This is a genomic window from Actinacidiphila sp. bgisy160 (genome assembly GCF_057707815.1).
The window spans coordinates 30,478-49,886 of sequence record NZ_JBYIQW010000014.1 but is presented as its reverse complement, the minus strand read 5'-3'; the positions used below and the strand labels follow the sequence as shown (position 1 = coordinate 49,886).

General features: G+C 72.0%; 12 protein-coding genes. 4 read left to right on the top strand and 8 right to left on the bottom strand.

Annotation, left to right across the window (positions count from 1 at the left end; translation table 11 throughout):
- Positions 1 to 80 precede the first annotated feature (80 nt).
- Complete coding sequence (locus AC3EUJ_RS14390) at positions 81 to 1,031, bottom strand: GlxA family transcriptional regulator (protein ID WP_431961584.1); 951 nt, start codon at positions 1,029 to 1,031, stop codon at positions 81 to 83.
- A 219-nt stretch (positions 1,032 to 1,250) separates the two neighbouring features.
- Here AC3EUJ_RS14390 and AC3EUJ_RS14385 point away from each other — a divergent pair, with 219 nt between their 5' ends.
- Both AC3EUJ_RS14385 and AC3EUJ_RS14380 read left to right on the top strand, forming a co-directional pair.
- The gene (locus AC3EUJ_RS14385) at positions 1,251 to 2,045 is read left to right on the top strand and encodes an SGNH/GDSL hydrolase family protein (protein ID WP_431961583.1); all 795 of its coding nucleotides are present in this window, start codon (positions 1,251 to 1,253) and stop codon (positions 2,043 to 2,045) included.
- A gap of 302 nt (positions 2,046 to 2,347) precedes the next feature.
- The gene (locus tag AC3EUJ_RS14380) at positions 2,348 to 4,573 is read left to right on the top strand and encodes a TIGR03767 family metallophosphoesterase (RefSeq protein WP_431961582.1); all 2,226 of its coding nucleotides are present in this window, start codon (positions 2,348 to 2,350) and stop codon (positions 4,571 to 4,573) included.
- A gap of 56 nt (positions 4,574 to 4,629) precedes the next feature.
- Here AC3EUJ_RS14380 and AC3EUJ_RS14375 read toward each other — a convergent pair whose 3' ends face one another.
- Complete coding sequence (locus AC3EUJ_RS14375) at positions 4,630 to 8,436, bottom strand: GH92 family glycosyl hydrolase (protein WP_431961581.1); 3,807 nt, start codon at positions 8,434 to 8,436, stop codon at positions 4,630 to 4,632.
- Positions 8,437 to 8,736: 300 nt separating this feature from the next.
- A complete protein-coding gene (locus AC3EUJ_RS14370) occupies positions 8,737 to 10,773 on the bottom strand; it encodes a S9 family peptidase (RefSeq protein WP_431961580.1) in 2,037 nt (678 codons plus the stop codon).
- Positions 10,774 to 11,061: 288 nt separating this feature from the next.
- Here AC3EUJ_RS14370 and AC3EUJ_RS14365 point away from each other — a divergent pair, with 288 nt between their 5' ends.
- Entirely contained in the window at positions 11,062 to 11,946 is an 885-nt protein-coding gene (locus AC3EUJ_RS14365; RefSeq protein ID WP_431961579.1) for a hypothetical protein, read from the top strand.
- Positions 11,947 to 12,334: 388 nt separating this feature from the next.
- Here the strand turns inward: AC3EUJ_RS14365 and AC3EUJ_RS14360 are convergent, their stop codons facing one another.
- The 4 genes from AC3EUJ_RS14360 to AC3EUJ_RS14345 form a co-directional block, all read right to left on the bottom strand.
- Complete coding sequence (locus AC3EUJ_RS14360) at positions 12,335 to 12,727, bottom strand: hypothetical protein (RefSeq protein ID WP_431961578.1); 393 nt, start codon at positions 12,725 to 12,727, stop codon at positions 12,335 to 12,337.
- Between the two features lie 143 nt (positions 12,728 to 12,870).
- Positions 12,871 to 13,590, bottom strand: coding sequence for an FAD binding domain-containing protein (locus AC3EUJ_RS14355; RefSeq protein WP_431961577.1), 720 nt, complete (start codon positions 13,588 to 13,590; stop codon positions 12,871 to 12,873).
- A gap of 208 nt (positions 13,591 to 13,798) precedes the next feature.
- A complete protein-coding gene (locus AC3EUJ_RS14350) occupies positions 13,799 to 14,620 on the bottom strand; it encodes a siderophore-interacting protein (RefSeq protein WP_431961576.1) in 822 nt (273 codons plus the stop codon).
- 24 nt (positions 14,621 to 14,644) lie between these two features.
- Positions 14,645 to 15,085 carry a hypothetical protein gene (locus tag AC3EUJ_RS14345; protein ID WP_431961575.1) on the bottom strand — a complete coding sequence of 147 codons (441 nt, stop codon included), beginning with the start codon at positions 15,083 to 15,085 and terminating at the stop codon, positions 14,645 to 14,647.
- 333 nt (positions 15,086 to 15,418) lie between these two features.
- On the opposite strand from AC3EUJ_RS14345, the gene AC3EUJ_RS14340 reads away from it, so the two are divergent.
- The gene (locus AC3EUJ_RS14340; RefSeq protein ID WP_431961574.1) at positions 15,419 to 16,264 is read left to right on the top strand and encodes a phosphotransferase; all 846 of its coding nucleotides are present in this window, start codon (positions 15,419 to 15,421) and stop codon (positions 16,262 to 16,264) included.
- A 135-nt stretch (positions 16,265 to 16,399) separates the two neighbouring features.
- Here the strand turns inward: AC3EUJ_RS14340 and AC3EUJ_RS14335 are convergent, their stop codons facing one another.
- A complete protein-coding gene (locus tag AC3EUJ_RS14335) occupies positions 16,400 to 19,402 on the bottom strand; it encodes a glycoside hydrolase family 2 TIM barrel-domain containing protein (protein ID WP_431961573.1) in 3,003 nt (1,000 codons plus the stop codon).
- Positions 19,403 to 19,409: the final 7 nt, after the last annotated feature.

The following is a 19,409-nucleotide window of genomic DNA, read 5'->3' as shown; positions in this document are numbered from 1 at the left end:
CGCCCCGGCAGTGGCCAGAACGACAGCATGCGCAAGTATCGCGCCATACCTTTCGCCACCGGTCGCAAGGATCTCGCCACTCAGGCCGAGAAGGTGTGCCGGTACTCCGTGGGGGAGGTGCCGAGGATGCGGTGGAAGTGCAGGCGCAGGTTCGCGCCCGTGCCGAGGCCGACGCGGTCGGCGATCTGCTCCACACCCAGGTCGGTGCGTTCCAGCAGTTCGCGCGCCAGGTCGACCCGGGCGCGCAGCACCCACTGCATCGGTGTGTAGCCGGTGTCCTCCACGAACCGCCGTGAGAAGGTGCGCGCCGACACCCGGGCGTTGCGGGCGAGCGTCTCGAGCGTCAGCGGTTCGGCGAGGTGCGCCAGTGCCCACTCGCGGGTGCTCGCGAACAGGTCGCCGAGCGGCTCGGGCACGCTCCGGGGGACGTACTGGGCCTGGCCCCCGCTGCGGTACGGCGCCGCCACCAGGCGCCGCGCCACGTGGTTGGACAGGCCGACGCCGTGGTCGCGCCGCACCAGGTGCAGGCACAGGTCGATGCCGGAGGCCGCTCCGGCCGAGGTGAGCACGTCGCCCTCGTCCACGAACAGCACGTTCTCGTCCACCCGCACCAGTGGATGCCGTTCGGCGAGGGCCTTCGTGTAGTGCCAGTGGGTGGTGGCCCGCTTGCCGTCGAGCAGGCCCGTCGCCGCCAGCGCGAACGCCCCGGTCGAGATGGCCGCGAGCCGGGTACCGCGTTCGTGGGCAGCCATCAGCGCGCCGACGACCGTCGCGGGCGGTTCGGCGCCCGCCGGCTCCCGGTAGCCGGGGATGAAGACGGTGTCGGCGTCCTCGAAGGCCTCGAGCCCCTCCGCCACGTGGTACGACAGTCCGTCCCCGCCGGTCACCAGCCCGGGCGCGGCGCCGCACACCCGCACCTCGTAGGGCATGCTCGGGCGGTTGGCGAACACCTGCGCCGGGATCCCGACGTCGAGCGGCTTGGCGCCCTCCAGCACGAGCACGACGACGTGATGATTCTTCCCGCGGCTCAACGGGCCTCCTCCTGCTCTCCCGCCCGGTGGCGTGACCGGCCTCTACCGCAAGCATCCTGCCATCAGCCGCCCGGCGCCCCGGCGGCCCGGAGGCCACGGTCGGCCGAACGCGAGATCTACGCGCGGAGAAATTTTAACATTTTATTGTCATGGACACTTCCCAATCGTCCGGGTCAGGGGCTACCAAGTGGTAGTCAACTCTCCGCCCAGGGAGGTTCCGTGAGACGCACCACGTCGTTGTCGGCCCTGACCACCCTGCTCGTCACCCTGGCCTTCGGCCTGCTCTGGTCCACCCCGGCGCACGCCGCCGGGCCCGCCTACGTCGCGCTGGGGGACTCGTACTCCGCCGGCAACGGCGCGGGCAACTACGACAGCGCCAGCGGCAGTTGCCACCGGAGTTTCAGCGCGTACCCGTACCTCTGGAAGAACGCCCACGCTCCCTCATCCTTCGCCGACACCTCCTGCTCGGGTGCGGTGACCACGGACGTGACCAACAACCAGCTCGGTCCGCTGAACGCCTCCACCGGTCTGGTCTCCCTCACCATCGGGGGCAACGACGCGGGCTTCTCGGACGTCATGACGACCTGTGTGATCGGCTCCGACACCGACTGCGTCAACCGGGTCAACCAGGCGGAGAACTACGCCCGCAACACCCTGCCCGCCCGTCTGGACGCCACCTACGACGCGATCCGCGCCAAGGCCCCCAACGCCAAGGTCGTCGTCCTCGGCTATCCCCGCGTGTACACCCTGAACGTCCTGTGCGTCGGGCTGTCCGACACCAAGCACCGCAAGATCGACGAGGCCGCGGACGTCCTCGACGGCGTCATCGCCGCCCGGGCCGCCGCCCACGGCTTCGTCTTCGGCGACGTCCGGGGGACCTTCAACGGCCACGAACTGTGCTCCGGCGACGACTGGTTGCACTCCCTGGTGGTCTCGCCGAGCTGGGAGTCCTACCACCCCACCGCCAAGGGCCACTCGAGCGGCTACTACCCCGTCCTGAACGCCAACAGCTGACCACCCGCCTCCCCGCACCAGGGGGCCGGCCCGGCCGGCCCCCTCCGCCGACCCCGTACGGCCGTGCCGAAAGGCCCGTGCGGGGTCGTGGCGTGCCGTCACCGGCCGCTACCACAAGGTGAGTCAGTGACAAAGTGGATGAGTGGCTGAACCACTCCTTGCGGTCCGGGCCCTCCCTTTGCCACGCTTGGCGCGGCCCGGTCCTCAGCTCCACGACCGGGTGGTTCGCGCGCCTCCCTCGTCTCCCCCTCGCCATGCCGTGCTGCCCGCGCACGGCGGCTGACGACCGAACAGGATGCGGAATGTCTCTGACGCGCCGAAGAATGCTGATGGCGACCGCCATGAGCGTGGTGACCGCCACCGTCGCCCCGGGTGGCCTCGCCGGCCTGGCGGCCGCCGCCCCACTGACCACCGCCGACGACGGTTCCGTACCCCCGGGCCTGTCGACCCTGGATCGTACGCTGCTGCGCGGCCCGGACCTCGGGTCCGGCTACCGCGGCATCGTCGCGGGGCCCGGCGAACCCCACCTCGTCCGCAAGGATTTGGCCAACGTCACCGCGCCCACGGTGACCCGGTCGCTGATCGCCTTCGCCCAGATGTCCGACCTGCACATCGTCGACGACCAGTCACCGCTGCGCGTCGAGTGCCTCGACCGGCTCGCCGACTACGGCCCGCCGCACTACAACTCCTATCCCACCGAGTCCGCCTACCGGGCGCACGAGTTCCTGTCGACCCAGACGACCGACGCCATGTGCCGCGCCGTCCGGCAGATCGGCCGCGGGCCGCGGACCGGCGCGCCGCTGGCCTTCACCGTCGTCACCGGGGACGCGGTCGACAACTGCCAGTACAACGAGACCCGTTGGTACATCGACCTGCTGGACGGCAACACGGTCACCCCGGACTCGGGCAACCTCGCCCTCGACGAGAGCGTGAGCAGCGGACGGTTCGGCAGCGACGTCCACTACTGGCACCCGCAGGCCCGGCAGAGCCCGGCCGACAACAACGAGCTGGCCGGCTTCCCCCTGGTGACCGGGCTGCTCACCGCCGCCCGCAGGCCCTTCACCGCCGGCGGGCTGCGCATGCCCTGGTACGCCGCCTACGGCAACCACGACGGGCTCGTCCAGGGCAACGTCGCCCCGGACGTGCTGCCGTTCGACCCGCTCAAGAGCATCGCCACCGGCTCGACGAAGATCACGCAGATCGAGGGCGTCCCCGACGTCTTCGACAACGGGCCCGCCTACTACATCGAGCTGCTGACCGACATCATCACCGGAGACTTCACCCTCGACACCGAGAAGGTCACCGCCGACCCCGCACGACGCCTGCTGGAGCGCCGCGAGTTCGTCGCCGAGCACTTCCGCACCACCGGCACCCCCGCGGGACACGGCTTCACCTCCGGCAGCGACCGGGCCTACTACGCCATACCCTCCGGCCCCTCCGACCTCGTCCAGGTCCTCGTGCTCGACACCACCAACGCGAGCGGCGGCGCGAACGGCGCCCTCGACGAGGCGCAGTGGGAGTGGCTGGACGCACAGCTGAAGGCGAACAGCTCCCGCTACGAGACGGACCGAGCCAACGGCACCGGTCCCGGCACCGTCGTCACGCAGCCCGGGGTCAAGGACAAGCTGATCGTCGTCTGCTGCCACCACACGCTCGACTCGATGGACAACACCGACGACGACGCCCCCTACAACGGTGCCGACCTGCGCGACAAGCTGCTGCGCTTCCCGAACGTCGTGCTGATGGTGGACGGCCACACGCACACCAACAACATCACCGCGCACAAGCCGGCGTGGACCTCCGCGCTCAGCGCCGGCTTCTGGGAGGTGAACACGGCCTCGCACATCGACTGGCCCGTGCAGTCCCGGATCGTCGAGATCGCCGAGGGCGGCGGCTACCTGTCGATCTTCACCACCATGGTCGACGCCGACGCGCCGCTGTCGTACGGCGGGGACACCGGAACCCCCGCCACGCTTGCCGCACTGGCGCGCGAACTGGCCGCCAACGACATCCAGTCCGTCGGCCGCGGTATCGACCTGCGGCGCGGCGCGCCGACGGCCCGCAACACCCAACTGCTGCTCCCGCTCCCGTTCCCGCTGCCCACCGGCGCCGGGACGCCCGCGCCCGACTGGCCCCTGCTGCAGCAGGGGCAGAGCGGCACCCGGGTCAGGGCCCTGCAGTACCTGCTGAACGCCCGCGGGGTGGGACTCGCCGTGGACGGGGTCTTCGGCATCACCACCGCCGCCGGGGTCCGCTCATTCCAGACCGCCCGCGGTCTGCCCTCGAACGGCGTGGTCGGCCCCGCGACCTGGCAGGCCCTGGTCGTCGCGACGTTGAAGCAGGGCGACTCGGGTCCCGCGGTCTCCGCCGTGCAGTACCTGCTGAACACCCGCGGCGCGGGACTGACCGTCGACGGCACCTTCGGCCCGGCGACGGACGCCGCGGTGCGCTCCTTCCAGTCCTCCCGCGCACTGCCCGCGGACGGCACCGTACGGATGGGGACCTGGCTGAACCTGCTGGCCCCCTGACGCGAGGAGGGCGGGCGCGGAGTCCACTGCGCGCCCGCCCTCTCGCCATGCGCGGATCAGGCGAGCAACTCCACCTCCGCCAGGGTCGACTCGGCGTCCAGGACCAGGCGGTACTGGGTGTAGCCGCCCGGAGAGACGACCGAGAAGGCCCGGGTCTGGCGGTCCCAGGTGAAGGATTTACCGGAGCGCTTGTCGAGGGTCTTCCAGTGCGTGCCGTCCGGGGAGCCCTGGAGCGTCCAGCCGGCCGGGGCCTTGGCGCGGTCCGACGACGAGGTCAGCGTGTACTGGACGGCCTTGGTGCGTCCCTTCACCGGGAGGTCCACGGTGGTGACGGCCGCGTCCGTCGCCGAGGTGTTGTCGAACAGCGCGCCGTCGCCCTTGACGGCGTCCGCACGGGGCGTGGGCACCTCGTCGTCCTGGGTGATCGACACCGGCGCGGCGTTCTTGCCGGTGCCCCAGGACGAGGGCTTCGGGCCCATGTCGAACTCCAGCACGCCGCCCTTGGCGAGCAGCGAGTGCGGCAGCGAGGTGGACGTCCAGGAGCGGCCGTTGACCTTGAGCCCCTGCACGTACACGTTGCGCGTGCTGTTCCTCGGCGCCTGGACGACCAGGTCCTCGCCGTTCTCCAGGTGGACCGTCGCCTTGGTGAACAGCGGGGAGCCGATGGCGTACTCGCCGCTGCCCATCACCAGCGGGTAGAAGCCGAGCGAGGAGAACAGGAACCAGGCCGACTGCTCGCCGTTGTCCTCGTCGCCGTGGTAGCCCTGGCCGATGTCGCTGCCGGTGTAGAGGCGGGAGAGCACCTCGCGGACGTTCTTCTGCGTCTCCCAGGGGCGCCCGGCCGCGTCGTACATGTACGTCACGTGGTGGGCCACCTGGTTGGAGTGGCCGTACATGCCCATCCGCACGTCCCGCGCCTCCGTCATCTCGTGGATGACGCCCCCGTAGGAGCCGACGAACTCCGGCGAGGCGGTCTCCGGGGTGGCGAAGTACTCGTCGAGCTTCTTCGCCAGGCCGTCACGGCCGCCGTACAGGTTGGCCAGGCCGCGGCTGTCCTGCGGGGCGGTGAAGGCGTAGCCCCAGCCGTTGGTCTCGGTGTAGTCGTAGCCCCACACCCGCGGGTCGTACTTCGCCGAGTCCACCCGCCAGTTCCCCTGGGAGTCTCGGCCCTGGAAGAACCCGGCCTTGGAGTCGAAGAGGCTGACGTAGTCCCGGGCGCGGTTGAGGAAGTAGGCGGACTCCTCCTTGTAGCGCTTCTTGCCGGTCTTCTCGTAGAGGGCCTTGCCCATCTCGGCGATGCCGTAGTCGTTGAGGTAGCCCTCCAGTGCCCATGACAGACCCTCGTGGGTGTCCGTGCTGGTGTAGCCGAGGAAGGGGGAGGTGGTCATGCCCTTGCGGCCGACGCCCGACTGCGGCGGGACGACCGTCGCGTTCTTCACGGCCGCGTCGTACGCCGCCTCGGCGTCGAAGTTCACACCCTTGACGTAGGCGTCGGCGAAAGCCACGTCCGAGGACGTGCCCGTCATCAGGTCCGCGTAGCCGGGGGACGACCAGCGCGAGGTCCAGCCGCCGTCCTTGTACTGCTGTACGAACCCGTCGACCATTTCACCGGCCTGCCCCGGTGTCAGGAAGGAGTACGCCGGCCACGTCGTCCGGTAGGTGTCCCAGAAGCCGTTGTTGACGTAGACCTTCCCGTCCACGATCTTCGCGCCGGTGTGGGTCGGGGTGTCGGGACCGGGCATCGCCGCGAACGGGGACGCGTACTGGTACTTCGAACCCACCTTCTCAAAACCCGAGTTGGGGTACAGGTAGAGCCGGTACAGGCTGGAGTAGAGCGTCGTCAGCTGGTCCGGCGTGGCGCCCTCGACCTCGACGCGGCCCAGAAGCTTGTCCCACTGCTTCTGCGCGCGCGACTTCACCGTCTCGAAGGAGGTGCCGTCCGGTATCTCCTGGCGCAGGTTGTCCTTCGCCTGGTCGATGCTGATCAGCGAGGTGGCCAGGCGCAGCGAGACGGTGCGGTCCTCGCCCGCGTCGAAGCGCAGGTAACCCTTCACGCCGCTCGACGTGCCCTCCGTGACGGGCGCGTCGAACTCGCCGTACAGGAACAGCCGGGTGGCGCCGGTGGACAGCCCGGACTTCACGTCGGAGTACCCGGTGAAGGTGCCGGTCTCCTTGTCGAGCGTCAGGCCCGCCTGCTCGGTGACGTTGTCGAAGAGCACGCTCGCGTCGTCGCCGGGGTAGGTGAAGCGCAGCACCGCCGCGTGGTCGGTCGGTGCCATCTCCGTCTTCAGGCCGTTCTCGAACCTCACCCCGTAGTAGTACGGGCGGGCGGTCTCGTTCTCGTGCCGGAAGGGCAGCGCCCGCGCGCGGCGCGCCGTGTCCGGGGTGCCGGAGGCGGTGGACGGCATCACCTGGAAGGTCTGCCGGTCACCCATCCAGGGGCTGGGCTCGTGGCTCGCGCTGAACGCCTGGATCGTGGGCAGGTTGTCGGAGTTGTTGGCCTTGGCGTAGTCGTACAGCCAGTTGAGGGTGCCCGCGTTGGTCACCGGCGTCCAGAAGTTGAAGCCGTGCGGCACGGCCGTCGCCGGGAAGGTGTTGCCGCGCGAGAAGCTGCCGCTGGAGTTGGTGCCGCGGGTCGTCAGCGCGTAGTCCGACAGGTGCTTCTTCGGCTTCTGCGGCGCGAGGGGCCTCAGCGCCACGTCGTCCAGCCAGCCGCGGAACTTCGCCGGGCCCTTGGGGGAGTCGTACGCCACCACGATGCGGTCGACGGTCTTGCCGGCCGCGACCGACCCGATCCGCGACACGACATCGTTCCACTGGTTGACGTAGAGCACCTTGGCCGCGCCCTGCCCCTGCGGGGTGAGGGCGAAGCCGTGCTGGTCGGTGGCGCCCAGGCGGCTGAGGGAGGTGCCGTCGGTGAAGACCAGGTCCAGCGAGACGTTGGTGGCGTCGTAGTCGCGGTCGCCGTCCGCCATCGACGGGTAGATCCGGTACGACAGCGCGGTGTCCTGGCGGACGGGCACGTCGACGTCGAAGATCTTGTTGTACGAGTACGCCCGGCCGTCGCCGGTGTGCCGGCCCGCGTAGCGCAGCGCCCGCGTGCCGGTGAAGCCGGCGCCCGACTTCGCCGTCGGCGAGCCGCTCGGGCCGCGGTCGACGAGCGAGAGCATGTCCTGCGGTACGGGGTCGCCGGTGCTGCCCGTCGACAACTGCAGGTCGGCGAGCTGGGTGATGCCCGAGGCGCCGTTGTTCTTCGTGATGTCGATCCGGAAGTGCTGGTACTCGGCGGGCTCCGCGAGGTCGTACGACTTCGTCTGGAACCGTTCGGGGAAGGACTCGCCGGAGCGGGTGTCCAGGGTCTTCCAGTCCTTGCCGTCGGTGGAGCCCTGCAGGGTCCAGTCCCGCGGGTCGCGTTCCGCGGCGTCGTTGGCGGAGGTCAGCGCGTAGGTGACGACCTTCGCGGGGGCGTCGAGGTCGAACTCCACCCAGCCGGTGGGCTGGAAGACCAGCCACTTGGTCCCGGGCTCGGCGTCGACGAGGTTCTCCTTCACCTCGCCCGAGTCCGTGTACTCGCCGTTGGCGCGGATGTCCGTGACGTGGTCGTTGAGGTTGCCGGGTATGCCGGTGCTGTAGCCACCGTCCACATCCGACGCCCGCTTGGAACCGTCCGCCGCGGTGTCCACCGTGTTGCGCCAGTCGGGCGCGGGATCACCCGACTCGAACGACGACGCGAAGGCGTCGACGCGCGGCTCGGGTTCGGGCACGGCGACCGCCGCTTGCTGTGTGGCCGCGGCCAGAGCGAAGGCGGTCGCCAACACGACCGCCGAGGAACTCCATCTGTGCCGGGCAGCTCTCTGCTGCATATGCGCGAGCACCCCTTCTGCGCCTGGACAACGTTGTCAAGTTCGCTTTGCAAGGGCTAGTAGGGGGTCAAAGCACTGTTGGTGTCAAGGGTGTTGGTGTGACTTTCGGGCCGGCTGGGTTCGCGGATGCCCGCCGCAACCCGGTGCGGCGGGCGTGAAGGCACGTCAAACCCGCGGCGGAGAGGCCGTCACGTCAGGGGCGGTCGCGCGGGGACGCGGCGGCCCGAGCCGGCGGTCCCACCCGCGCCGCCGGGGCACGGTCCGGACCGGCCCCGGCGGCGCGGGTGGGATCAGGCGGCGTCAGACCAGGTCGGGACGCCGCCACTCCTCGCCCCGCACATGGTGCGCCAGGAAGCCCAGCACCGTGGCGTACCACAGGCGGACGTTGTTGGGCTTGAGGATCCAGTGCCCCTCGTCGGGGAAGTACAGGAACTTCGCCGGGACCTCGAACCGCACCAGGTCGTTCCAGAGCGCGAGGCCCTCGCCGATCGGCACCCGGTAGTCCTTGTCGCCGTGGATCACCAGCATCGGCGTGGTGATCTTGGCGGCCCGCAGGTGCGGGGACTCGCGCTCGTACCGCTCGGTGCTGACCAGCGGGTCGCCCTGCCGCCGCATCCAGTAGGCCGGGAAGTCGGTGACCTGCGCGAAGCTGTACATGTTCCACAGGCTCGCGTGGGTGACGATCGCCTTGAAGCGGTCCGTGCGGGTGGCGATCCAGTTGGCCATGTAGCCGCCGTAGGAGCCGCCCATCATCGCGGTGCGATCGCCGTCCAGGTCGTCCCGCAGCAGCGCGGCGTCGGTCAGCGCCATCACATCGTCGTACGGCGCGCCGCCCCAGTGCGCCCAGCCGCGCTCGTGCATGTGCCGGCCGTAGCCGGTGGACAGCGCCGGGTCCGGAAGCAGGACCGCGTAACCGGCGGCGGCCGCGACCCACGGGCTCCAGCGCCAGTGCCAGGCGTTCCAGCTGGTCTGTGGGCCGCCGTGGACCCACAGCAGCAGGGGCGCCGGGGTGTCGGCGCCCGCGCCGTCCGGCAGCACCAGCCACGCCCGCAGCGCCGTCCCGTCCTCAGCGGTGGTGTGCACCTCGGTGAGGCTGCCCGGCAGAGCCGTGTCCTGCCCGGGACAGGGCAGGGAAACGGGCTGCTGCCCGGCCGTCGCGGCGTCGAGGCGCACCGGGAGCGGAGGGCTGTCCACCGCGGAGCGCAACGCGTACACGGTGCCGCCGTCCGGGCTCACCACCACGTCCGAGTACGTACCGGACGCGGTCAGCGCGACCAGCTCACCGCTGCCGGTGGAGAGCCGGAAGACCGGTCCGTGGCCGCCCTCGTCGGCGGCGAAGTACACCACCGGGGCCCCGTCCTGACCGGGTACCGGGGAGACGACCGGTGCGCCCGGCCACTGGTCGAAACCGGGCAGCAGGTCGCGCCCCGCGTCCCGGTCGTCCGTTGCGCTCGCCAGCCACAAAGTGACGTCACCGGGGGCGTCCCAGGTGACCCGCCGCCGGCGGGCGCACACCACGTCCCGGCCGTCCGGGGTGAACGCCGGGGCGCCGAACTCCGCGTCGGGGTCCTCCAGCATCCGCAGCGGTTTGCCCGTCTCGGCGTCCGCGACGACGACCACGCCGCGGAGCTCGTCGGGGAGCGTGCCCACGGCTGTCGCGTACGCGACCAGCGAGCCGTCGGGGGAGAGGGCGACACCCTCGGCGAAGGCGGCGCGGCGCGCGCCGCAGTCCACGGCAGCGGGCTCCTGCGCGGCGGCGTCCGCGACGGTGAACATGTGCGGGACCCCTGGGCCCAGGTCGTGGTCCCAGTACCGCACCGGCACCGACTCGTGCAGGATCGCCGAGACCTTGGCCTTCCGGCGGGCCTCGCGCAGCCGCTCGTCCTGCTCCGCGTCCGCCGCGCCGGGCAGCAGGGAGGCTCCGAAGGCGATCCGGGAGGATCCGGTGGCCGTGGTGTACTCGTCGATCCCGCCGGCCCTGGCCAGCAGTCGCGCGGCCTCCCCGCCGCCCGCCGGCAGGCTCCACAGCGCCGCCTCCTGCCGGTCGTCCTCGCCCTCAGCGGGGTCGGCCACCGGACGCGAGGACAGGAAGAGCAAGGTGCCGTCGGGCAGGAACCGGGGTGCGGACTCGCCGCGCCCCGAGCGGGTGAGCCGCCGGGCCGGGCGCTCCCCGGCCGGGTCCACCTCCCACAGGGCACCGATGAACCGGGTGCGGTCGGCGGACAGTTCCTGAATCGCCGTCACCAGGCGGGTCCCGTCGGGCGACAGCGCGAGCGAGGAGACGCGGGGCAGCGCGAGGAACGCCGCCAGGTCGTGGAATGCAGTGGAGTCGGGCATGAGGATCATCCTGAATCCCCGGAGTGGTCCCGCACCAGTGCCCCCGGCGGCAAATCGCGGTCAAAGACGCAGGCAGCGGCTGCCCGCCGGCCGGGTGCGCCGCACCGTGGCCGCCCTGCGCCGGGATGCGGCCCGTAGGGCCCCTGCAACCCTGGACCGGCGTCACGTGTCCTGCGGATGACGAACACCGTGCGTTGCCGGTCCCGCACGTGAGGCGCGCGAGGCTCCCGGAGGACGCGGGTGATCCCGTCGGCCGGCGGGCGCCGCGCAGCGGCTAGCATCACGCCCATGCCGATACCCGAGGGAAACGGGCGCGCCGAGGGGGCGGACCCCGGCCCGTGGCGCGTCGCCGTGGTGGACCGTCACAGTGCGGTGGGCCGGCCGCCGTACCCGCAGCGGCCCGATGGGCGGCCGCTGGCGCGCCGGGACGACCTGCGCATCCAGGGGGCGACCGGGGAGATCAGCTGCGCCGACGCCTCGGGCCGGACGCGCTGGACCCACGCCTTCGACGGCCGTCCCAACGCCGCCCACGTCTCCGGGGGCAGGGTGCTGGTCACCACGGACTCCCTGCAGTACACGCCCTGGGGGTTCCTCGGCCCGGCCCTCCTGCTCGACCTGGCGGACGGCACCCTGATCGCGGAACTGCGCGGGGAGCGCGGCGCCGCGCTGCGCGGCGGACGCTTCCTGCTCGGCCTGGAGGGCTACGACTTCTTCGACACCTGGGAGTACGACCGCGACGGCGCCACCGTGGACTCCTGGCGCAGCTACGGCCACTACGTGGTCGGCACCGGCGTCCGTGTCGTCGAGGCCGACCGGAGGCACCCCACCGGGAGCCGCGTCGTCCGGCTGCTGCCCGGGGGCGTGATCGAGCGGGGTCCGCGGCTCACCCACCCGGTGGTGCCGCGTCCGGTGGTGCTGGAGGACGGCACGATCCTGGTGCTCGACGCCGGGGTGCTCCGCGCCGTCGACCGCAGCCTGGCCGGCACCGTCCTCGCCGAACTGCTGCCGGTCGCCGCCGACAACACGTCGGGCCTCATCAGCGAGCTGCGCCTCGACGGCGACCGTCTCACCGCGGTCGTCGCCGAACCCGGGCCGGGCCGCCCCACCACGTACACCGTCCACACCTGGACCCTCGCTCTCCACCGGCGTGACGCACCCACGAGGCACACATGACAACCCACGCACGGCCACTCGAGCTCTTCCGCATCGACCGACCGGTATCGCGGGGCCGGGACACGCCGGAAAGCGACTTCGTCAGCGGGCGGGTGAGGCCGGCCCTCTCGATCCAGGGACGCATGGACCTGATCCGGCCCTGACCCCGCGCGCCGGGCAGCGGCGATACGCGACGCGCTGTGCGACGTTCTCATGGACGACCCGGGACCTCATCAAGCTGACCCGGTGGAAGCCCTTCGAACGCCCCGAGGCAGGCGTGGGTCATCACGCCCGCGAGCATCCGCAATCCGGGGAGGGGCGACGAAGCGGCCGGCGGGAGCGGCACCGCGAGGCGGTCGTGGCGGCCGCCGGGTGACCGTGCCTGCCGGCCGGCCTCACCCTCCGGCGGTCAAAGCTCCGCCTCGCAGGCCTCCAGCCTGGCGAGCAGGCTCGCCAGGGCGTCGTTCCACCGTGCGGTGCCCCGCTGTTCCCCGAGCAGGGCGCGCAGCGCCCGGACCTCGTCGGCGGCGAAGGACTCGTGACCGGGGTTGTACTCGAACTGCAGGAACGCGACCTGGAGTTCGCAGTACCGTGCGTGATCCGAGTCATGGAGCCACCGGTTCAGCGCCAGCGCCGCGGCGCCTTCCGCGCGGGCGCACCGGAGGCCGATCGAGGGCTCCAGGGCGAACTCGACCGTGGTGACGCCGTCGGGCGTGATCAGGCACATCCGCGCCGGTTCCGGACCGCTCCGGACCTGGCCGAACGGGGTCCCGCGCCGCTGCTCTTCCGGCGTGTCAGCCATCTCTTCTCTCGCCTCTTCCGATCCTGTGGGGATGGGCGAGACCTCGCGCCGGGGGGTGCGGCACGAGCCCTCGCACACATCAACAACCGGGGACGCCCGGGCATACCCGATGCGGCGGGGCAGTTCGCGTCGGCCGAGCTGGCTCAGGAACCGGGGAGGCGTCCGGCGAGTCCGGTGACGTGCCTGCGCACCACGTCCCAGGCCGTGGGGGCGAGCGCGGCGAGGTCCGTCTCCTCCAGCGCGCGTAGGACCGCCCCGGTGCCTTCGTCGAACGAAACGGTCCCGCGCAGCACTTCGTAGCCGTCGCGGACGGCCACGCGCAGGCGGCGTCCGCCGTCGGCGGCGTGCACCGCGGCGGCGACGACGAGGGGTGGCGGCCCGCCCGCCTCGCCGGGCAGCTTCTCGTACGCGCTCACCAGCGGCACCCGCCAGCGGATGCCGAGCAGGAGGTGCTGCTTGGCCACGGCCTCGGCCAGATCGGTCTCGTGGGTCCGGTCCGGCGCCAGCGTGATCGCGCGGGAATCGAGGACGAGCGCGGCGGGCAGCAGGCAGCGCAGGGTGCTGCCGACGAGGTTGCCGCCGACGGTGGCCGTCCGCCGCACGGCGCCGGTGCCCACGCCGGCCGCCGCCCGTCGCAGCACCTCCGGGACCCGGTCGTCGATCCGGTTCAGCACCACCGCGGCGCCCAGCGCCTCGCGTTCGATCGCGTTGGCCTCCGGCAGGTGGCGCAGCGACATGGCCAGGGCGGGGAACCCGTCGCGCTGCCAGGTGGCCCACACGAGCGTCGCCCCTCCGACGGGCACCGCTCCCTGGGCCATGAACCCCTGTGCTTCGGGCACGGACGTGGGCAGATGCAGCAGCACGGCAGTCGACCCGCCTTCCGGGAGTGGGCGGCCGGACGGCGAGCGTGCCGGTCGCATGATCGCTTGTGCTGGGAATTCTCCCCGTAGGGCCGGGAGCGCGTACAGGGCTCAATGGCCGGCTTTGTGCGCCGTCCGTGCGTGAACTGCCCCTCGCTGGTGGGTCCGAGGCGGTGCCGCCCGTGCCGCGCCGCCCGTACCGCGCCGGCGGTCAGGCGTCGTCGTGGCGTGCCTCGTGCCGCCAGAAGCCGGAGAAGGTGATGCGGTCCTTGGGGAGGCCGGCGCGGTGCAGGTGCCGGCGCCCCTTGGTGGCGAGGCTCTGCTCGCCGACGACGAAGGCGTATCCGGAGGCGTCCGCCGGGGTGTGGCCGCGCAGTTCGGCGAGCGCGGCGGAGCCGGGGACGGCGTGCGGATCGTCGCGCACGACCCAGGTGACGGCCATCCCGGCGGGGGCGGCGAGCTCGCGCCGGTCGTCGGGGGTGGGGATCTCCTGGATCAGCCGGCCCACGGTGTCGCGGGGGAGGGACCGCAGGATGCCCGTGGCGGCGGGCATCCCGCTCTCGTCGGCCACGACGAGGACCTCGGAGGCGTCCTCCGGGCAGTCGAACATCACGCCCTGGTCGAGGAGCGCCAGCGCCTCGCCGGGCCGGGCGCCGCAGGCCCATCGCGCGGCGCGGCCCTCGAGTTCGCCGTCCGGGGAGCGGTGCACGACGAACTCGATGTCCATTTCGGCCGGTTCGGGGCGGAACGCGGCGACGGTGTAGTTCGAGCAGTGCGGGCGCTCGGCCGTGGGGATGGCGAGGTAGGCCTGCCACCACCGCCCCCCGGAGAACTCCGGCAGCCGCAGGGTGTCCTGGTGGGGGAGCTGCATGAAGAGGCGGAACCAGTGGTCGTAGCCCATCCATGGGAAATCGGCGAGGTCCGGGCCCGTGACGGTCACTCGGTGCAGGGAGCGGGTGACCCGATCGGTCCTGACGACCTCGGCGCGGAACATCCTGGGGTTCTGCGGCATGAGCCGCGGAGTCTTGGCCATTAAGGAAGGTTAGCCTAACCTTGCCTAAGGTGAGGGCGCCGCGGACCTCCTGTGGCGTACCGCCATCGCCCCCCGCCCAGCCTCGGCGCGGGCCTCATGAGCGCCGTCATCGGCACGCCGTACTTCCTGCACCTGCTGCTCGCACCCGACGCGCGGCAGCCGCAACTCCCGTACGACCAGCAGCGTTCCGGGGTCACCCGCGCCGGTGAGGGCCTCGACCGCGTCGGCGAACCCGATGGGGTGGTCGCCGAGGGGCGCGCCGCAGCAATACCTGCCGCAGTCCTTCGACGTGGCCGACGTGCGGGACGTGGCGCAGGCCCATCTGCGGGCCATGACCGAACCGGCCGCCGCGGGCGAGCGGTTCCTCGTCGGCAGCGGGACGGCGACGAGCCCGCTGGTGCTGGCCCGGAGCCTGGCGGAGGGGCCGGGCGAGCGTGCCGCGAAGGTGCCGGCCCGGGAACTCACTCCCGAGGAGGTAGGTGAGGGCGCGCGTTCCGGCCCGGCGCTGCGGGAGGCGCTGAGCCGATTGGGCAGGCTGCCGGAGCCACCGTACGGACAAGCCGCGCGCCGTGCTGTCCCGGAAGGCCGGCTGCGTCGCGAGTTCCGCCCTCGGCAGGTCGACCTCCTCGCCGTCGGCCGGCCGCCTGCACCCGGCGCCCCACGCTCAAGGCCGGTACAAAGACGTTGCCCGGGCTTGCCGAAGTGGAGAAGGATCTCCTGTCGAGACGCGAGGGGCCCTTCTCCGGACCGCTCGACGGCTCCCGGGCGTATGTGTGCCCGGCAACGAGAAAGGACGTCATGGAGCCATCGCAACTCCGCCGCGCAGTGGAGGCGGCGCGGGCGACCGCTTCGGAACTGGGCCTGCGGGTCGAGGACGTGGTCGTCATCCACGACTCGGACCGGGTCGCGCTGCACCTCGTCCCTTGCGGTGTTCTGGCCAGGGTCGCGCCCCCGGGGCATCTGGCCGACTCGGAGTTCGAAGTGACGGTCGCCCGACTCCTCGCCGACGTCGACGCTCCGGTGGCCGAGCTGGACCCCAGGGTCGTCGACCCCCGCGTCCGTGTGCGTGATGGCTTCGCCATCTCGCTCTGGACGTACTACGAGCCAGTGGGATCGCAGATCGCGCCGGCCGACTACACGGACGCGTTCATGCGGCTCCATGCTGCCCTGCGCCGGATCGACCTGGACGCACCGCACGTCACCGATCGAGTGGTCGTGGCGCTGGGAGAAGTGAACGACCGGGAGCGATCCCCTGAGCTGCCCGGTGCCGACCGGGTACTCCTGCGCGACACACTGGCCGGTCTGGGCGCCGCGGTCGGCGCCGGCAGGGCGGGCGAGCAGCTGCTGCATGGCGAGCCGCATCCGGGCAATGTCCTCGGCACGCGGAGAGGTCCGCTGTTCGTGGACCTCGCCACGTGCTGCCGCGGGCCGGTCGAGTTCGATCTCGCCCATGCCCCCGAAGGAGTGGGAGAGCGCTACGCGGGGGCGGACCACGAACTGATCCACCGGTGTCGCGCCCTGAACTGGGCGATGTTCTCGGCCTGGCGCTGGCGCCGGGACGACCTGATGCCGGACCGGGACCACTGGAGAGCGGAAGGGCTCCGGCAGCTTCGCGCCGCACTTGATCGCTGCGGACCGGCCTGAACCTGCCCGAGACGGAGGCGAACCCCGCCTCACGCCTGCCGCGCCCAGGGCGCCGTCCGGGCGGCTTCCGTCCATGCCGAACGAGCCATGGACGGGTCGCACCTACCGCTCACCGCGGTCTTCTGCCGGGGCACTTCAGCCCGCCGAGATGCGGAGCCTGATCGTCCGGGCCTGCGGGCGCAGCGCGAAGTCGGGCCACACGTCGGGTCCGCACGCCCGGGAGCCGAGGCCGTGCTGGGCCGCGTCGACGAAGAGGTGACTCGTCGCCGACTCCGGGAGCTCGAAGGGGTGCGCCGCCCGGGCGACCTGCTGCGGTGTGTGACGGCTGAGCGTGAAGCCGGGGAGGCGGCCCCGCCCGTCCGGGACGGTCACGAAACGCAGCACACCGGCTTTGCCACTGGTCAGTTCCAGCCGTCGCAGTCCGGAGCGGTGCCCGGTCTCCTGGGGGCGCGCGTAGTCGACGCAGAGGTCGTCGACGCTCGCGGAGAAGCGGCCCGTGCGCGCCGCGCGCAGGCTGTCGGGGTAGGACTCGTGCGGGCCGAGGCCGAACCACTTCGCGCCGTCGACGGGGGCGCCGCCGTCGGGCAGGTCGAAACGGATGCCGATCCGCGGCCACACCGTCGTCCAGCCGCCCGACGGCTGGATCTCCACCCGCAGTTCGAGTTCGCCCCCCTGCAGGGACCAGACCGTCTCCATGGTCACCGAGGAAGCGGAGTCGGCGGCGGAGACCCTGGCGACGGTCCGCAGGGCGTCCGCGGCGGTCTCCACCGACAGCAGCCGTGAGGTCAGCCGGTCCAGGCCGTCGCGCCGCCACAGCTCGGCGTTGGAGACCCCGGGGACGTGCGCGTCGCTCTCCTCGGCCACCCCCGAGGTGCCCTCGTCGTTGTCGGTCGGGGCACGGAAGAGCTCCAGCCGTGGTCCCGCCACGGCGCGCCCGGCGAGACGCACCAGCGCCCCGCCGGCGAACTCGGCGATGCCGAGCGTCAGCGTCCCGTCGCTCCGCCGCCAGTCGGCGGGAAGCCGTACGGCGGGCACGGCACGTCGGCTGGAACGGTCCAGCTGGGCGGTCGCGACCACATGGCCCTCGCCCGCCCACGCGGTGCCGGACGCCAGGACCGCGTCCAGGGTCAGCCACGTCTCCGACTCCGGCGACACCGTGATCCGCGGCAGCGGCACACGCGCCGAGCCGCCGGCCGCGACGACGGGCACCTCCAGGTCCCCGGAGTCCACCGGAGACCCGTCGTGCTCGACGCGCCAGCGGAAGCGCAGGTCGGAGGTGTCCGCCGAGTGCCGCAGATTGGTGATCTCCACGGTGCCGCCGGCGCCGCTCCCGCCGCCGGCTTCGTCGAAGGTGAAGCGGAGCGGTTGTACGACCGCCTTGAACTCGTGGAGGCCGGGGGTCGGGACGCCGTCGCTGAGCACCATGCCGTCCATCACGAAATTGCCGTCGTGCACGGTCTCCCCGAAGTCGCCGCCGTAGGCGTAGTAGGGGGTGCCGTCCGGGGCCGTCGCCCGGATGCCGTGGTCGCGCCATTCCCAGACGAAGCCGCCGTGCAGCCGCGGGTGCCGGTGCACCAGCTCCTCGTACTGGTCGAGGGCGCCGGGCCCGTTGCCCATCGCGTGGGCGTACTCGCACAGCAGGAACGGTTTGGTGCGCTGCCGTGCGCCCTGCGCGGGGGTGCAGTTCATCAGGGGAGCGCGCGAGCCGTCGGTTCCGATCTGCTCGGTCTCCGGCACCGACGCGTACATGCGCGAGTAGACGTCCGTGTACTCGCCGGTGTGGTCGCCCTCGTAGTGCACGGGGCGTCCCGCGTCGCGGGCGTGGACCCAGGCGGACATCGCGGCGAGGTTGGCGCCGGTGCCCGCCTCGTTGCCGAGCGACCAGAGCACGACGCTGGGGTGGTTCTTGTCCCGTTCGACGGTGCGGCGGACACGGTCCAGGTACGCATCGCGCCACGCCGGGTCGTCGCTGGGGTTGCCGGCCCAGCTGCCGTCCTTGTCGAAGCCGTGCGTCTCCAGGTCGCACTCGAGCACGACCCAGAAACCGAGTTCGTCGGCGAGGTCGAGCAGCCGCGGGTGCGGCGGGTAGTGGCTGGTGCGGATCGCGTTGACGTTGAACCGCTTCATCAGGGCCAGGTCCTCGCGCGCGTGCGCCTCGTCGAAGACACGGCCGCGCTCGGGATGGGTCTCGTGGCGGTTCATCCCGTGGAAGACGACACGGCGGCCGTTGACCAGGAAGCGGTCGCCGCGGATCTCGACGGTGCGGAAGCCGGTCCGCACCGTGACGGTCTCCGCGGCCGACGCCACCGTGACCTCGTACAGCCGCGGGACCTCGGCCGACCAGGGCTGCACGCCGTCGACCTCGAACGGGGCCACCTCGGCGGGGGAGGCCCAGACCCGTTCGACGCCGAGTTCGGGCATGCGGAGGGTGACAGGGAAGGCCGCCGGCTCCGCGGTGATCTCCGGGTCGATCCGCCCGCGCCCGTTCTCGAACCCGCTGCGCAGCCAGACGTCGTCGATGCCGCCGGCCGGCCGCGCGATCAGGGTGACGTCGCGGAAGATGCCCGGCAGCCACCACTGGTCCTGGTCCTCGAGGTAGCTCGCAGCCGACCACTGGTGCACCCGTACGGCGACCACGTTGTCGCCCGGGCGCACGGAAGTGGTCACGTCGAACTCGTGGGCGAGCCTGCTGCCGGAGGCGCTGCCGATCTCGTCGCCGTTCACCCAGACCTTGAAGAGCGACTCGACCCCGTCGAACCGCAGCACGACGCGCTCGGCCTCCGTCCACCCGGCGGGCAGCTCGAAGTGGCGTCGGTAGTCGCCGGTCGGGTTCTCGTCCGGCACATGAGGCGGGTCGATGGGGAAGGGGTACTGGATGTTGGTGTAGATCGGGCGGCCGTAGACCCCGTCCCCCTGGAGCACCCAGTGGGAGGGCACGGGGATGCTGTCCCAGCCGCCGTCGTCGAATTCTTCGGCCGCGAAGTCCTCCGCCGCCGTCGCGGTCGGCGACAGACGGAACCGCCACTGTCCGTCGAGCGTGCGGGAAGGGGCGTCGGAGTGCAGCCACGAGCGCGCCGGGCGCAGCGCGCCACGCCCTGGGATGGTGTCCGAAACATACGCGGAGAGCTCGGAGGGCAAGAGGTCA

Bases quoted from the DNA above. Each gene is read 5' to 3' on its own strand.
- AC3EUJ_RS14340 (WP_431961574.1), top strand. From the start codon at position 15,419: ATGGAGCCATCGCAACTCCGCCGCGCAGTGGAGGCGGCGCGGGCGACC.
- AC3EUJ_RS14370 (WP_431961580.1), bottom strand. From the start codon at position 10,773: ATGCCCGACTCCACTGCATTCCACGACCTGGCGGCGTTCCTCGCGCTG.
- AC3EUJ_RS14380 (WP_431961582.1), top strand. From the start codon at position 2,348: ATGTCTCTGACGCGCCGAAGAATGCTGATGGCGACCGCCATGAGCGTG.
- AC3EUJ_RS14360 (WP_431961578.1), bottom strand. From the start codon at position 12,727: ATGGCTGACACGCCGGAAGAGCAGCGGCGCGGGACCCCGTTCGGCCAG.
- AC3EUJ_RS14375 (WP_431961581.1), bottom strand. From the start codon at position 8,436: ATGCAGCAGAGAGCTGCCCGGCACAGATGGAGTTCCTCGGCGGTCGTG.
- AC3EUJ_RS14365 (WP_431961579.1), top strand. From the start codon at position 11,062: ATGCCGATACCCGAGGGAAACGGGCGCGCCGAGGGGGCGGACCCCGGC.
- AC3EUJ_RS14350 (WP_431961576.1), bottom strand. From the start codon at position 14,620: ATGGCCAAGACTCCGCGGCTCATGCCGCAGAACCCCAGGATGTTCCGC.